10 protein-coding genes are annotated in these 15,359 nt (G+C 58.0%); 2 read left to right on the top strand and 8 right to left on the bottom strand.

From position 1 onward, the window contains the following. Nucleotides 1-263: 263 nt before the first annotated feature. From PLU01S_RS13480 to PLU01S_RS13445, 8 genes are read right to left on the bottom strand one after another with little or no spacing between them, the layout of a single operon-like run. Nucleotides 264-3,929 (bottom strand): AAA family ATPase, encoded by a 3,666-nt coding sequence (locus tag PLU01S_RS13480; protein ID WP_074825302.1) that lies wholly within the window; start codon nucleotides 3,927-3,929, stop codon nucleotides 264-266. Continuing rightward, the gene (locus PLU01S_RS13475; RefSeq protein ID WP_074825304.1) at nucleotides 3,926-5,164 is read right to left on the bottom strand and encodes an exonuclease SbcCD subunit D C-terminal domain-containing protein; all 1,239 of its coding nucleotides are present in this window, start codon (nucleotides 5,162-5,164) and stop codon (nucleotides 3,926-3,928) included. The genes PLU01S_RS13480 and PLU01S_RS13475 overlap by 4 nt, the downstream gene beginning before the upstream one ends. A 45-nt stretch (nucleotides 5,165-5,209) precedes the next feature. After that, nucleotides 5,210-6,850 (bottom strand): BatD family protein, encoded by a 1,641-nt coding sequence (locus tag PLU01S_RS13470; RefSeq protein WP_074825305.1) that lies wholly within the window; start codon nucleotides 6,848-6,850, stop codon nucleotides 5,210-5,212. Further along, on the bottom strand, nucleotides 6,847-8,580 hold the full coding sequence (locus tag PLU01S_RS13465; RefSeq protein WP_074825588.1) for a VWA domain-containing protein: 1,734 nt from the start codon (nucleotides 8,578-8,580) through the stop codon (nucleotides 6,847-6,849). The genes PLU01S_RS13470 and PLU01S_RS13465 overlap by 4 nt, the downstream gene beginning before the upstream one ends. Then, a complete protein-coding gene (locus PLU01S_RS13460) occupies nucleotides 8,580-9,617 on the bottom strand; it encodes a vWA domain-containing protein (RefSeq protein ID WP_074825307.1) in 1,038 nt (345 codons plus the stop codon). The genes PLU01S_RS13465 and PLU01S_RS13460 overlap by 1 nt, the downstream gene beginning before the upstream one ends. Continuing rightward, entirely contained in the window at nucleotides 9,610-10,107 is a 498-nt protein-coding gene (locus PLU01S_RS13455; protein ID WP_074825308.1) for a DUF4381 domain-containing protein, read from the bottom strand. Before PLU01S_RS13455 ends, PLU01S_RS13460 begins: the two co-directional genes overlap by 8 nt. Next, on the bottom strand, nucleotides 10,104-11,042 hold the full coding sequence (locus PLU01S_RS13450; RefSeq protein ID WP_074825310.1) for a DUF58 domain-containing protein: 939 nt from the start codon (nucleotides 11,040-11,042) through the stop codon (nucleotides 10,104-10,106). Before PLU01S_RS13450 ends, PLU01S_RS13455 begins: the two co-directional genes overlap by 4 nt. Nucleotides 11,043-11,046: 4 nt before the next feature. Then, nucleotides 11,047-12,006: an AAA family ATPase gene (locus PLU01S_RS13445; protein WP_074825312.1), complete on the bottom strand. Its 960-nt coding sequence runs from the start codon at nucleotides 12,004-12,006 to the stop codon at nucleotides 11,047-11,049. A 203-nt stretch (nucleotides 12,007-12,209) separates the two neighbouring features. On the opposite strand from PLU01S_RS13445, the gene PLU01S_RS13440 reads away from it, so the two are divergent. Further along, the gene (locus PLU01S_RS13440) at nucleotides 12,210-13,070 is read left to right on the top strand and encodes a YncE family protein (protein WP_074825314.1); all 861 of its coding nucleotides are present in this window, start codon (nucleotides 12,210-12,212) and stop codon (nucleotides 13,068-13,070) included. 3 nt (nucleotides 13,071-13,073) lie between these two features. Continuing rightward, the gene (locus PLU01S_RS13435; RefSeq protein WP_074825317.1) at nucleotides 13,074-15,182 is read left to right on the top strand and encodes an LTA synthase family protein; all 2,109 of its coding nucleotides are present in this window, start codon (nucleotides 13,074-13,076) and stop codon (nucleotides 15,180-15,182) included. The last annotated feature ends 177 nt before the right edge of the window (nucleotides 15,183-15,359 follow it).

Below are 15,359 nucleotides of genomic sequence, written 5' to 3'. Positions count from 1 at the left end.
CCATAACGCTTGGGTATCGACATAAGATACCTTTGCGCCAATCGGCGTACAGCTGAACCGTCAGCGGGGCTGATTGCAATCTGTTCGAAACCGCAAAAACCTGTAGGACATACGTGTAGGAAACGTTTCCTAAAGGAATCGTGCTTCAGTCACTGCTCCCGGATGCGCCCAGCGGATAGCCAGACGTTTGAAAAAATAAAACGACCGCAAGTGGCGCTCAGTTCGTGTGAGCGTCACTGGACGGTAATGCCCGGCAGCATGGCTTAGTCAATAAAGCGAGGCGTCGGCCCCTGGATTCTTAACGTGCTCAGTCCGTTGCCCTGTTTGCATACCTGTACCTGGACAGGAATACGCTCATGCATTTCCTGGACATGGGAAATGACAGCAACCTTGCGGCCTTGAGCCTGTAGTCCGTCCAACGCGTCCATGGCAAGCTGTAGCGAATCAGGGTCAAGGCTGCCAAAGCCCTCATCAATAAACAGCGACTCGATCTTCAGGTTAGTCGACGCCATGGAGGCGAGACCCAGGGCCAGTGCCAGTGAAACGAGAAATGTTTCTCCACCGGACAGAGAATGTACCGAGCGCAGCTCATCGCCCATTTCGGTATCCATAACCAAGAGCCCTAGCGCACTGCCGCCTCGCTTGAGCCGATAGCGGCGGACCAGCTGCTGGAGTTGAGCATTGGCATGATGGATCAGCAGATCCAAATTGTAGCCTTGAGCAATCTTGCGGAAGGTATGACCATCGGCAGAGCCGATCAGCTCGTCCAGCCTGGCCCAGCGAAGGTACTCCGCGCGGGCGCTCTCGATCGCGCTCAGCAACTCAGCGCTTTGTGTGCACCGACGGTTGTCTTCAGCGATTTCAGCCCGTAGTTCGGCATGGCGTTCCTGAGAGGCCTGGTTGAGTTGGCTCAGCTCTGTCCAGCGCTGCTCCAGCGTCTCCGGCTCAGGAAGGTCGGCCCGCTCGGTCCGGTGGGCTGCCAGACGTTTTTCACGCTCTTGAACGACCACATCAGCCTCATTGACAGCCCGTTCCAGGGCCTGCAACTGCTGGCGCAAGGCAGTGTGCTCACGGTCATCGATACCCAGCAGTCGAGTCAGCAGTGTCTCGTCAAGCGTACTGTGCTGGGCCCGCCAGGCGTCAAGCTCGACGAGAAGTAGACGATGTGCGGAGTCCAGCTTTTGCGCTTCGCCTCGCTTGAGCTCAACAGTATGGCGTAATTGCTCATGGTTCAGATTGACCTCATTCCAGGCTTCCCTGGCTTGACTCTCTGCTTGGCGTGCCTGTTCAACGGATTGGTTCAATGCCTGTTGCCAGGCATGGGGGCTGGCATGTTCACCCAATGTTGTCTGAAGGCGCAGCTGACCACTCGTCAATTGTTCTTCTAGTGTTGCCAGCAGACTGGAAAGCTTTTCATGCTGCTGAAGTCTGGTCTGCTGTTGATAACGCTCACGCTCGAGGTCGGACGTGCAGGTCGTCAATGTCTTTTCCAGCTCCTGTTTCCGTAGCAGGTGATGGTGTCGAGCTTCTATGAGCGCTTCCAAGCGCGTAAACGTAGGCTGGGGCTGCTGTTGCCAATGTTCCAGCCAGGGTGCAGGCAGTAGTACAGTGAGTTCAGCCAGCTCCTGAGCGTGTCGAAGCTCATCCTGCTGGATGGCTTTCAGGTGTTCTTCCAACTCCCATGCGGCCTGCTGGCTACGCTCGCGGGCGGTTTGCCAACGCTCCTGTAAGCCATCGATTTTTTGCTGGTGATTCAATAGGAACTGCAGGCGCGTTTCTTCGGTCTGGATGCGCTTGCTGAGTGCTGTCAATTGTTCGTTCAGCCAGAAAGAGCGATGCTCCTCAGGTTGGGCGAGAAGTGTCTTGCCTTCCGGGTGGCCTCGCAGCTGCTCATGTATTCCCAACTGCTGTGCGGTCAGCTGTTCTTCTTGCTGCTTGAGATCCTTGAGTCGTTCATTCAGACCGGCAACAGCGCTTCGTAGACCAATCAGGCGTTCGTACAGCTGTTGCACATGTAGTCGAGCCTGCTCTTCTTCCCGAGCTTCATGGGAGGCTATAGCTTTTGCCAGAACACTCTCCTGATGAAAAGGATGCTCCTGGCTGCCGCACACAGGGCAGGGCTCGCCTTCTACGAGTTGGGCACGCAGCTTTTCCACGCTTACGCTACGCATCAGCCGTTGCCGCTCAAGTACGGCAAGGGTGAGCTTGAGGTCGCGCTCGGCTTCGGCGTGCTCTGCAGCGGCGCGCTTACCCTCGGCTATGGTGTGGGCCCGCTCCTGCAAGAGCGCTGTCTGCTTTTCCTGATTACTGAGCCAATAGCCTTCGAGCTCTTCTCCTTGTTGCCAGAGATAGATGAGTCGTTCCAGTGAGCTGAGCAAGGGACGGCTGGCCTGTTGCTGTTGCGTCAGCGCCTGGATTTGCTCGCTCAGGTTGCCTTCCGCGCCGGATTCCTGCTGGAGCGTCTGGATGGCTGTCTGATAAGTATCGGCCTCTTCCTGGGCTTTTTTTACAGCAGCCTGTAACTGGGGAATGCGCAGGCGGGATCCCGCCAAGCACTCGCCGAGCTGCAGGTTCTGCTGAAGGCGAGGTCGGTAGGCTGACCAGGCATCACATAATGCTGACAGTGCCTCGCTTGTCTGAAGCTGTGTGGCTATCTGCTCCAGTGCCTGACGTTGCTCCACCTCGGTAGTTGCCAAGGCGTTGATCCTTGCCAGGGATTCGCGTTGAAACGAGTCCTCTTGACGCCACGCCTCGCGGGTCTGCTGGACGTCGATCTTGAGGCGGCTGAGGTCGTTCTCTTCCTGAAAAGCCTGTTGCAGTGAATCGGCACTCTGATGCAGGGCTTCTTCCGCGGTTTGGCGGCGGGTTTGAGCGTGCTGCTGGCGTTCTGTCAACTCGTCCAGGCGTTGTTCAAGCGCTTGCTTCTGCTGTTCAAGCTGTATGAGGTGGGCCGCCAGCTGGCCCATGTCATGCTCAAGCTGCGCCTTCTGCTGATAGCGATGACGCTGTGGTAGCAACTGATCAAGCCAATGAAGCGTCTGGCGCGCCTCTGTATGCTCATCGTGTTGCTGCCGCACTGTTGTACGCGCTGTCTGGGCCTGAGCAAGCTCCTGCTCCAATCGCTTCAAATCCCTTAACCAGCGCCGCTGCTGTTCCACCTCACCAAGCTCGACCTGAATGCGGGCCAAGGCCTCCAGCGTGCTCTGGCATTGGGTTTCGAGTGCTGTGCGGCCAGCGTCGTCTAGGGGGCGGATACCACCTGCTTGCTGTTCCAGTTGATCAAGGGATTGCCTAGCCTGTTTCGCCCGTTCGAAGGCGCGTCGGCCAAGCTGGCTATAGATCGCAGTATCGGTCAGTTTTTCCAAGAGTTCGCTGCGGCCGTTGTCGTCCGCTTTCAGAAAGGCGCTGAACTCGCTTTGCGCCAGTAGCACTGCGCGGGTGAACTGTTCAAAGGTAAGACCCAGGCGCTGCTCAAGCTGGGTTTTGAATTCGGCTTTCTTGTCGGCTGCCAATAGCTGCTGCGTGTCCAGGTTCCGCAGGCTCTGGCGGCTGGGCTGCAGTTTTCCATCCGCTCTGTCTCGAGCGCGATTGGCTTCCCAGCGTGCACGGTAGCGGTAACCGTCGATACCCAGGAAGTCCACTTCAGCATAGCCTGCACCGCTACCGCGGCGAAGAAGGGTACGTGGATCGCCTGTAGCAATTTCGTTATCGCCGTCTGGCACCTTGGCTTCCTTGCGCACATTGCTAAGGCGTGGCACTTCACCAAACAGCCCTAGCGAAAGGGCATCCAGCAGTGTGCTCTTGCCTGAACCGGTTGGACCGGTAATGGCAAACAGGCCGGTGCTGGCAAGGGGTTCAGCGGTGAAGTCCAGCTCATGCGGGCCGGCAAGAGAGGCGAGGTTTTTCAGGCGAACGGCCAGAATCTTCATGCCTGTTCTCCCAGTGCGATGTCTTCAAGCAACTGGGCAAAATCGTCCAGTGTGGACGATTCTGGCATTTGCCCATAGGTATCCTGCCAGGCGCGACTGAAAAGCTCTTGTGGCGTCAGTTGCTCCAGCGCCACCAGCTCCGGCGACTCGCTGGAAGTACTGACGGCTCCCGCGTATTGCACGCTGATCCGAACGAGGCGTAACGATTTTCTTTCAAGAGCAGACTCCAGCCGCTGCCGTAGATCGGGTTGGGGTGCGTCGAGTATGACTCTGACTTCGAGCCAGGGAGCCAAGTGGCTTTCGGGTGTATTGAAGAGGTCGATTTCGGATTGGCTTTTGAGATGCTCAAGGATATCTGCCAGTGGTGCAGGGCCCAGGCGCACCATGTCCACGGCTCGCGGGATCCGAATGCTCTCGACAGTCTTGAGCGCTTCCCCTTCGAACTGAACATCAAGAATCTGGTGAGGATAGTCCACTTCCGCGAACGAGAGGGGAAGGGGAGATCCGCTGTACCGGATACGCTCCTGCTTGGCTACCTTTTGCGGCTTATGCAAATGACCCAATGCCACGTAGGCAATGCTTGGTGGAAACAGAGAGGCAGGTTGAGCTTCGGCATTACCAACAATAATATTGCGCTCTGAATCCTCCGATACCTGGCCTCCCGCCAAGTGTGCGTGGCTCATGGCAATAAGGGCCTGGCCTAGTGTGCGACGTGTTTCAGCGTGGGCAATCAGCTCTGCGTGTACCTTGGCGATACCCTCCATATAGGTACCATCACTTCCCCCCGTTACTTCTGCCGGTCGTAAAAAAGGCAGGGCTAGGCACCAGGCTCTGATCGCGCCGTTTGCATCGGTAAGCGGAACCATTAGCCGCCTGGCATCCAGCGAGCCGTCATCCAGCCAAAGCACTCGGCCTAACGCATGGGTCCGCAGGCTGCGCATGAGCGGAGCGGGAAGTTCGATCCGGGCTCCGGAGTCATGGTTGCCTGCAATCATCACCACCGTTAGCGTAGGAAGCGCCAGGTGTGCCTGTACGATAAAGTCATAGAGGCGCTCCTGCGCCTTGATCGGCGGGTTGATCGTGTCGAAGACGTCGCCAGCGATGAGCAGGGCGTCGGGGCGGCGTGCCTTGAGTTGTGCCAACAGCCAATCGAGAAAACAGGCGTGTTCGAAGTCGCGATCCTGACCATGAAGGGTCTGGCCAAGATGCCAGTCGGAAGTATGAAGAATACGCATGGTGTTCCTGTTCAGGCGTGTGGTCGAGGCGTTGCGCCCGGACCATCAGCGCGGGTATAGCGGTGGCAGTGAGCCAGGCTCCTGTTGTACGGGCTGCGTAGAGGGTGGTAAAGCCTGGAACGCCTGCCACAGTGTCTCGCCTTGCCAATGCTGTCCGCTTTCGCTGTAAAGCGCGCCGTTAAGGTCATCCAGAGCGACAGAAAGCGGATCGAAGCGGGCTGCCATTTCTGCCAGGGTTTCTGGCTGTTGTCGAGCCCAGGCATCGAGCGCCTGACGCGTGGCATGCGGATCGTTAGCCTGACAGGCGCGTCGCAAATCATCGAGCAGCGTGCGTGGGCTCGGGCCGGCAGGAGCCGTTTTAATAATGGCGGGCAGTTGGCGGGCTCGCCACCATAGCCCGAAACCCAACAGTGTGGTCAGAAGCAGAATAAAACTGGCCAGCTGCCATGGCCAGAGAGGTAGTCGCTTCCCGTTCATACTGGTAGAGGCCTGTCCTGGTGACGGTGGCATTAGGGCCGGGTCGGCAGCGACGGTAAGGGTATGGGCAGGTAGCTGTGTACGCTCAAGTCGGTCGGTCCGAGTGTTCCACCAGACAACTTCCAGAGCAGGTAGAGTGATGTCGCCGCTCCGGTTGGGTACGAGCGCCTCCCGCTCCTCGCGACTGCCGACCAGGCTTTGATCCTGCACGTCGTTGGTCAGCTTGGCCTGGTCTGGATAGCGGCGAAGCCCGTCTACAATCGGCTGCGGCAGAGGCGGCAGCTGTGCACTGGACAGGCCTTCTGCCTTGAGAAGAAGGTGGCGTGTCAATACGGCGCCCTGGCGCGCTTCTTCCGGCTGGGGATTCCACGCTTCGCTCAGCTCGATATGACGTGCCGGTAGCCAGGGTGCGTCAGCAGGATAATCGGCAGGCTTGGCTTTGACCTGAATGGGAATCTCGCTGGTATCCACGCGTATTACCCGACCCGGCCTTGAGCTGAACGGAGACGACTGCTGACCACTGGTTGAGGTATCAACCGCCGTGGCACTGAACGACAGGCTGGGAATGCGTAATGGACCGCTTTGCTGCGGAAAAATGGCATAGCGGATCTCGATAACACCATGTCTCACGCCGCCGATGGTCTGCTCATACGTCCTGGGCTCCCCCAAAGGCTCGACGCGCGCTGATGGCATGCTCAGCGTACTGAGGTTACTGTCATCGTAAAGCGGTACGGAGTGGAGGATGCGTAGCGTCAGGACCAGCTGCGCCTGCACATAAACGGTTTCCTGATCCACCGTAGCATCGATAAAGACCGGCTCCAGGTTTTGGGCGCTGGGGGTGAGTGTCGAAGTTTCGTTGACATGCAGCGTAATCGGCTGGCTTCGCACCCCACTAAGGGTCAGCGGGGGAATCACTACGATTCCGCGCTGCCGCGGTTGAAGCGTTACGATCCAGCGGGTGATAGGCTCGCTTTGATCGGGACCCGTACTCAACTGGTTGATCTGGCGTGTGCCGAGAATATCGAACTGGGGCTCCAGAGGAGACAGATCCGGTTTGCCGAAAAGCGTCGGATCGCTTGATTCGAGGACAAGCTCGAAGGTCTCGCCAGGTACGAGTTGGGTATGGTCCACGCGAGCCGTAAAGTCTGCCCCCCAGCCAGGCAGACTGACCAGCAGAAGCAGGGTGAGCGCAATACGGACTAGGCTCATGGTGTTCTATTTTCCTGTTTTTGTTGCTGCTGATGCCAGAACTTGCGGCGTAACAGCTCTGCGGGATCGTCTGGTATTTCCCTTAGCCATTGTTCCAGTGACTGCCTGCGTTCCTCGCTCAGTACGTTCGAGTGAGGCTGAGACAGAAGGTCGTCGTTCTCTTCCTCGGTCTCGACGGCCTCGCTATCGCTGGCTTCGCCTGAGGTTTGGCCAACGGGCTGCCCTGATTCGTCATGGTTCGACGCAGCCCTTGGCTCATCAGTGGCGTCACTGTTTTGCGGTGAGGGTTGGGCTTGGGTGTCGGACTGACTGTGCTGGTCGTCACTTCCTGCTTCATTGGGCGTGGCGTCCTGAGCGGTTGCCTGTTCCTGTTGCTGTTTGAGCAAGGCTTCTACCAGGGCTCTGTTATGGAGGGCCTCGGGAAAATTGCTTTGCAGCCTGAGTGCTTGGTCATAAGCGTCCAGCGCGCCAGTCAATTGACCGGCTTTGGCCAGGGCGTTAGCGCGGTTGTAGTGATCTACCGCACTGTTGCCCTGGGCAAAGGTTTTGGCAGCCTCTTCATATTGACCTGCTTCGTATTGGGCGACACCACGCCATTCACGATTCTCGAACCGTCGAGCGGCTTCGTCAGGACGTTGCGCTTCAAGCAAACGGGCGCCTTGCTGATCCTTGCGCAACCAGAGATCTTCGAACGCAAACGCGTGAGCGGGAGGTGGCATGACAAACAGCAAAAGCGGTATACACAAGAGCCAGCCTTTTCGCCCTGCGCATGCAGCCAGAATCAGCACGGGGATAAGCAGCCAGTAGCCTTGGTCGACCCAGGCATCGAGGCGTACCTGTTCCTGTCGCTCGGCTACGGTGTCCGGTGTGTCGAGCAGACCCAACGCGCGGAGGTCACGCTCATCGGGCTGTTGGCGCTGATACTGCGCACCCACCGATTGAGCGAAGCGGAACAAGGTAGCCTCATCCAGGCGTGACAGCAGGATATTACCTTGATTGTCGGTCAGATAGCCGCCTTCTTCCCGCGCCATCGGCGCACCTTCAAGTGTCCCCATACCCAGCATAAGCAAGGGAACCCGATAGCTGGACAGCGCTTCACGTATGCCTTTCTGTTCCTGGGTGCTGAGCTGGCTGGTTATCAGTAAGACTCGTCCTCCTGTACCGCTGCCTTGCCGGAGTAGCTGCAGTGCCTGGCGTACCGCTAAATCCGCACGCTCGCCGGCTTCTGGCATGATCGCCGGACGCACGGCTTCCAGCAAGCTTTGTGCCGTATGCAGATCGTTGGTCAGCGGGACCAGGACATGACTGCTGCCGGCATAGACGACAATGGCTGTTTCAGCATCCCGACGTGCCGCCAACAGGTCCAGAATAGTGTGCTGGGCCTGAATGAGGCGAGAAGGGGAAACGTCCGAAGCCAGCATGTCCGGCGTCATGTCGAGCACAATAACCAGCGGATCGGTACGTGTGTAAGCCGGCTGCTCTGCGCGCTGCCAGCTGGGGCCGCTCAATGCCAGGATTGCCAGCGCAGCGCCAAGACCAAACAGTAACAACGGCAGGCGTTGGGTATCTCTGGATGGCGTGGTCAGCAGCCATTCGTGAAATGCCGTTGGCAAAAGCCGTTGCCAATGTCCTACGCGACGCGGACGATGCCACAGCTTCCAGAGTAGCCAGAGCAGCACGGGGAACGCCAGAAGCCAGAGAGGACGCGACAGGTGTGGAATCAACGACATCATGTCTGTTTCCTCCCGCGCGCCTGTGCGTAGGCACGCAGCCGGGGAATACGCCGCCAGGGTTTCGGCCAGATATGCAAGGCAGCGGCGATCAGGCTGATCAGAAGGGCAAGACTCAGTGGCCAGTAAAAGAGCGCTTTGGCTGGACGTACACGGGTGGGCTGTTGTGCAATCGGCTCGAAGCTGTTGAGTTCATTCGAGATGGCAGACAGCTCTTCCTGCGAACGGGCACGGAAATAGCGGCCTCCGGTTTCCTTGGCAATGGCTTTGAGTGTGTCCTCATCCAGATCCAGGCTGCTGAAACCGAATAGGCTCGAGAGACTGGCCTGTTGTGGGTCGGCACCAATCCCGATGGCATAGATCCGTACATGCTCTTCGGCGGCCAGGCGAGCAGCGATCAATGGATCGACGCGGCCACCGTTATTGGCGCCATCCGTAATCAAGACCATGACTCGACTATTTTCCGGACGCATCCTCAAATGCTTTACCGCCAGGCCGATGGCATCACCGATAGCGGTGTTCTTGCCTGCAATACCTACCAGGGCCTCATCGAGCAGGGCATGGACCGTCCGGCGATCAAAGGTGAGCGGCGCCTGCACATAAGCTTGCGAACCAAAGAGGATAAGACCGATGCGATCACCCGTGCGGCCTTCGATAAAATCGCCGATCAGATGCTTTACCAGGGTGAGGCGGCTGATGTCTTCTCCCTTCCAGGTCATGTCGGGATAATCCATGGAGCCAGACACGTCAACGGCCAGCAAGATGTCTCTGCCACTGGTAGGAAGCGGAAGGGGTGAACCCACCCATTGGGGACGAGCTGTTGCTGCCAGAAGCAGCACCCAGATCAATACAAACGGCAACTGCCGCTTCAGGGCAGGCAGACGTGTATGGGCGCGGTGTCCTGCAAGGTGCTCAAGTTCTTTCAGAAAACTGACCTTGAGTGCTGACTCCTGGCTTTGCGCAGGCGGCAATATCAGCCTGGCCACCCAAGGCAAGGGTGCCAGAAAAAATATCCACGGCCAGGCAAATTCAAACATGTTTGCGAATCCATATGCTGACCGCGGCGTAAAGGCCATCGATGGTCTTGTCGTCCAACCGGCAGTCCGGGCGATAAGCGCCTTCTACCAAGACCATCCAACGTGTCAGGCCAGCTGCCGTACACCGGGTGTCGAGAAAGGCCAGCCAGGCGCGTCCGCTCAGTGTCTGGCAGTGGCTGTCGGGATAGCGGGTCATGCACAGCCGTTTGAGCAGGGCATTGAGACTTTGCAGCCAGGGCCCGGCGGATTCGCCATAGGGACGGGGCATTTGTGCCAGTTCAAGCAGTGCCGCCCGGCGAGGCCCCTCCAGTTGCTCTTCTTCTGAAACAGGCTGCTCCACAGACGTCTGGCGCCGATGCCGCCATACCATGAATGCTGCAGCAGGTACCGCCACTAACATGACCAGCGCTATCCACCAGCCGAGTGCCAACGGCCAGAGCGAAACGGGCTCGGGCCTGACCAGAGGGGCCAATTGATCGAGCGGGTTCATTGTTGGTAGCCAGGCTGATGCTGGTGCAGATGCTTGCGCAGCTGCTCAATCAGGTCGTAGGAAGTAGAAAGCGGAAGCAGCGGGATACCCAGTCGCTGGCTTAGGCGTGTCCAGCGCTCCCGACGCTGCTTTGCCTGCTGCAGGTAGGCGTTCGACAGCGTGCCGTTCAGGGTGTCGATTTCAAGCTCGGTGTCGTGCTGGGCGAAGCGAAGAAATCCGGCTGCTGGCAAACGGTGGTCCAGCGGATCGGAGACCGGTAACAGAACCAGGTCCGTATGGCGAGACGCCAGGGCCAGTTGCTGCTCCGCGGCCTCGCTCAGGCTACGCTCATCGCATAGGATCAATGCCATGCTGCCTGGACGCAGTACTTCACGTGCACGCCGCAGCACCAATGAAAAGGCGTCGCTCGGAAGTTTGGGTTCGGTCTGGTCCATAAGACTGTGATTGGCCTTGATCAGATGATCGAACAACCTCAGCAGGTTTTGCTTGCTGCGCCGGGGACGCACGTCGTGAAAGCCGTCATCACCAAAAACCATGCCGCCAATGCGGTCGCTATGACCCAGTACGGACCAGCCGATTAGGGCAGCTGCCTGTGCCACCAATACCGATTTGAACACGCGCTCCGAGCCAAAGAACAAGCGCTGGCTCTGTTCAATCAGCAGATAGACAGGGCGCTCACGCTCTTCGTGAAACAGCTTGGTATGTGGCTCGCGGCTTCTGGCGGTCACACGCCAGTCGATGGTGCGGACGTCGTCGCCTGGTTGATACACCCGTACCTGATCGAAGTCCACGCCGCGACCCCGCAGGCGTGAATGGTGAACGCCAATGAGCGGGCTGCGTCGCCCGGCGGCCGCGAACAGTTTGATCTCTGGAACGCGGTGTCTCATGTCGATCAGCTCGGTCAGGCTGATACTGACGCTGCGCGGCGTGCCCATGGTGCTATGCAACGGCCACGACGTCGAGAATACGTTGCACAACGCGATCATGGTCGACGCCGGCCGCTTCGGCCTCGAAGGAGAGGATTATGCGGTGTCGCAGAACGTCGAACAGTACCGCCTGGATGTCTTCCGGACTGACGAAATCCCGTCCCGCAAGCCAGGCATGTGCGCGAGAGCAACGATCCAGCGCGATGGAGCCCCGCGGACTCGACCCATAGCTGAGCCACTGTGCCAGTTCGGTATCGAAGCGTGCCGGTGTCCGTGTCGCCATTATGAGCTGGACAAGATACTCCTCGACCGCGTCGGCCATATACAGCGAAACAACCTCCCGTCTGGCCGCAAAGATAGCCTCCTGCGTCACCTGATTAGGCGCCTTCGTTTCCCCGTGTAATGCCTCGCCTCGTGCCTGCGCCAGGATCCGTCGTTCAACGCTGGCATCCGGGTAACCAATCTTGACATGCATGAGGAACCGGTCGAGCTGGGCCTCCGGCAGCGGGTAGGTTCCTTCCTGCTCGATAGGATTTTGTGTAGCCATGACCAGGAACAACGGCGGTAGGTCATAGGTGGTGCGGCCAATACTGACCTGGCGCTCCGCCATGGCTTCCAGCAGGGCGGACTGTACCTTGGCCGGTGCTCGGTTGATCTCGTCTGCCAACACGAGATGGTGAAAGATAGGGCCGCGCTGGAATTCGAAGTTACCGCTGTCGGCTCGATAGATCTCGGTACCGGTAATGTCGGCCGGTAATAGGTCCGGAGTGAACTGGATACGATGAAACTCGGCTTCCAGCCCGTCGGCGAGATCTTTGATTGCCTTGGTTTTCGCAAGTCCGGGAGCGCCTTCTACAAGAAGATGCCCGTCGGCGAGCAGTGCGATCAACAAACGCTCGATAAGCTTTTCCTGGCCCAGGATCTGGCTGGACAGGTAATTGCGTAGCGAGATCAGCGCTTCACGGTGTTCCATTAATACTTCCTGGAAAAATGGCAAGGATGAAAGCCTCGGCAGGGCGTTACTTTAATCCATTCCCATGCACTACACCTAACCTCTAGCGGCGTTTGGCTAGTACACGGAAGATCAATGGTCTTGCAAAGGCTGCAGGCGGTATTTTGACGAAATTTTGATTCCTGATCCGGCATTCTTACGCTTTTTGAACGGGCTGCGTATCAATGACGCTGAATAGGCGTGCCGGAAAGCTGGCTGCTATTGCAGGTATTGCGCTGATTGCAGCGGCCTGCGTTCCACTTTGGAAACACTTCTTCCCTGTCCAGGCCGCTAATGGCTGGGAGTACTCAATCTATCGCCAGGATATTCCTAACGTCAGTGCGCTGATCAGGGATGAGGCAGGCACTCTGTATGTAACGGAAGAGTTCCAGGATGGAAAGGGAAGAGTCATGACGCTTTCTCCCGATGGGACGTTAAATCCTTATGTCGAAGGTCTTTCCAAGCCTGATGGCCTGACGTTCTTTCAAGGGGGTGTGGTGTATAGCCAGGAGGCTGACCGACATCCCGTCATCTGGCAAAAGGGCGATCAAAGACGCGAGCTGTTCATGGGAAACGATGTCGAGGAAGTCTCAACCGACGGACACTACCTCTACGCCATCGAAGATCTGCATGGCAACGGGCGATTGCTGCGCTATGACCCAAGCACCCAGGCGGTGACTATTCTGCGGCAGGGCCTTGATCAGGCAGAAGCCGTCGCACCTTGCCCGGACGGCTCGCTGTTCTATCTCGAAAAGCAGAAGGGTGAAATCCACCAATGGCAAGCCGATGGCCAGGACCCTATAGTGCTCACCGGTTTGAATGCGCCTGGCTTCATGGTGTGCACCACGGAGGGTGTTTGGATTACGGAAGACGCCACGCACATGGCCCGGCTGCTGCTACTCGATCGGCAGGGCAGGGAGCATGTAATCCTGAGTCATCTTCGCTCTGCCCAGACCCTTCTGCCATCACTTGACGGCAGTTTTCTGCTATCCGAGCAGGGACGCAACCGCATCCTGAAACTCCAACGCACCAAAGAAGGCGCTTAAACAATGCAACAACCGGACGCCAAACGACCCGCTAATCCAGGGCGCAGGCCTATACAGCCAACTATTGCCAGTCATCTGGTCTTTACGCTGGGGAGTGCGCTGGCCTTGCTGGTCATGTTCGCCCTGCTGCGGCTGGCCTTGCTGGCTTACAATCATGAATCCATTGGCGATACGCCTGCCGGCGAGTTCATCGAGGCGTTTATCAACGGTGCTCGCTTCGACCTGCGCCTGATTGCATATATCTGTGTGCCGCTACTGCTTTCACTGCTCAGCGTGCGTGCCATGGCGGCTCGCCGTCTGCACTGCGTCTGGCTCACGGTCGCTGCAAGCCTTTGCCTGTTCCTGGGTGTGGTGGAGCTGAACTTCTACCGGGAATTTCATCAGCGCCTGAATGGCTTGGTGTTCCAGTACATGCAGGAAGATCTCAAGACCGTATTCAGTATGATCTGGTACGGCTTTCCTGTTGTTCGCCTTCTGCTGGCCTGGCTGGTAGCAGCGTTGTTGCTGGGATGGATGTTTCATCGTATCGAGCGGGCGACGCGGCCGAAGGTTGTCGCTTCGGACAGCACGGGAGCCCGCCCGGTTGCTTCACCTGCCTGGTATGCGCGGGGCGCGGTATTCGTGGTCTGTCTGCTGGTGGCGGTCGTTGTCGTACGTGGCACGCTGCGCCATGGCCCACCGCTGCGCTGGGGGGATGCCTATACAACGGAGTCGATGTTTGCCAATCATCTAGGGCTTAATGGCACTCTGACGCTTATCAATGCGGCAGAGCACTCCTTCTCTGACCATCGGGACAACACCTGGAAAGCGACCCTGCCCGAGGATGAGGCGCTGAAGACCGTACGCAGCATGTTGCTCACACCTCGTGATCAGCTGGTGGATGCCGATACCGCTGCCATTCGTCGCGTCTATACACCGGCGCCCGAAACCAGGCTGCCGGGTGTACGCAATGTTGTCGTCATTCTGATGGAGAGCATGGCGGGCCGGTACATTGGTGCGCTGGGCAGTACGGATAACATCACGCCCAATTTCGATGCGCTAAGCAAGGACGGCCTGCTGTTTACCCGTTTCTTTTCCAACGGCACTCACACCCACCAGGGGATGTTTGCCACCATGGCCTGCTTCCCGAACCTGCCGGCTTTCGAATACCTCATGCGGATGCCAGAGGGCAGTAACAAGTTTTCAGGACTGCCGCAGATGCTCAGCCCGCGCGGCTATAATGATGTCTATGTCTACAACGGAAGTTTCGCCTGGGACAATCAGTCTGGCTTCTTTAGCAACCAGGGTATGACCTCTTTCGTAGGGCGTGACGACTTTGTCAATCCGGTCTTTATCGATCCAACCTGGGGTGTTTCTGACCAGGACATGTTTGCCCGCTCGGCTGAGGAGCTCAGCAAGCTCGAAAAGCAGGGCAAGCCGTTTTATGCCCTGCTGCAAACCCTTTCCAATCATACCCCTTACGCGTTGCCCAAAGACCTGCCGGTTGAGCGTGTGACCGGACACGGTTCGCTGGACGAGCATCTGACAGCGATGCGCTATGCGGACTGGTCGCTGGGCCAGTTCTTTGCCGAGGCGCGCAAGCAGCCCTATTTCAAGGACACCCTGTTTGTCATCGTGGGCGACCACGGTTTCGGTGCGCCGGAACAGTTAACGGAAATGGATCTTTTCCGCTTCAACGTACCGCTGCTGCTGATTGGGCCTGGCGTACAGGAAACCTTTGGCAGCAACCGCGATACGGTCGGTAGCCAGATCGACATAGTGCCCACCATCCTCGGGCGTTTGGGCGAACCGGCCCGCCATCAATGCTGGGGCCGGGATTTGCTGGACCTGCCCGCAGGTGATCCTGGCGTTGCGGTTATCAAACCGTCAGGTGGCGAACAGACCGTAGCCATCGTGTCGGGTGACAACATACTGGTGAAGCCCAAGGACCTGAACGCACGCCTGTATCGATACGAATTGGGTGCTACCCATCACGCGGAAGTGCTTAATGATTCAGACAAGGCCTCTGCCATGCAGCACAAGCTGGATGCCTTCCTGCAAACCGCAACCGACAGCCTTTTGAATAACACGACCGGTGTGACGCCGGCGACCCAGATTCCCTCCTCGAAATAATCGTTCTGGCGCAGCGGCAAACGCTGCGCCATTCCTTTCCCAAACCCCATCTGCAACAGGTATGAACGAAGATGTCGCGGCACCGAATGCAGCGGCGGCAGCTTCGTTTTAAGCTTTTACCCGGCTGAAGTCGCTGCTGCCAAAAATGTCAGGGGCTTCAGTTGCAATAAAGTTGAA

The sequence above is a fragment of the Pseudomonas luteola NBRC 103146 genome (assembly GCF_002091675.1).
GTDB lineage: Bacteria > Pseudomonadota > Gammaproteobacteria > Pseudomonadales > Pseudomonadaceae > Chryseomonas > Chryseomonas luteola.
This window is presented reverse-complemented; position numbering and strand designations above follow the sequence as displayed.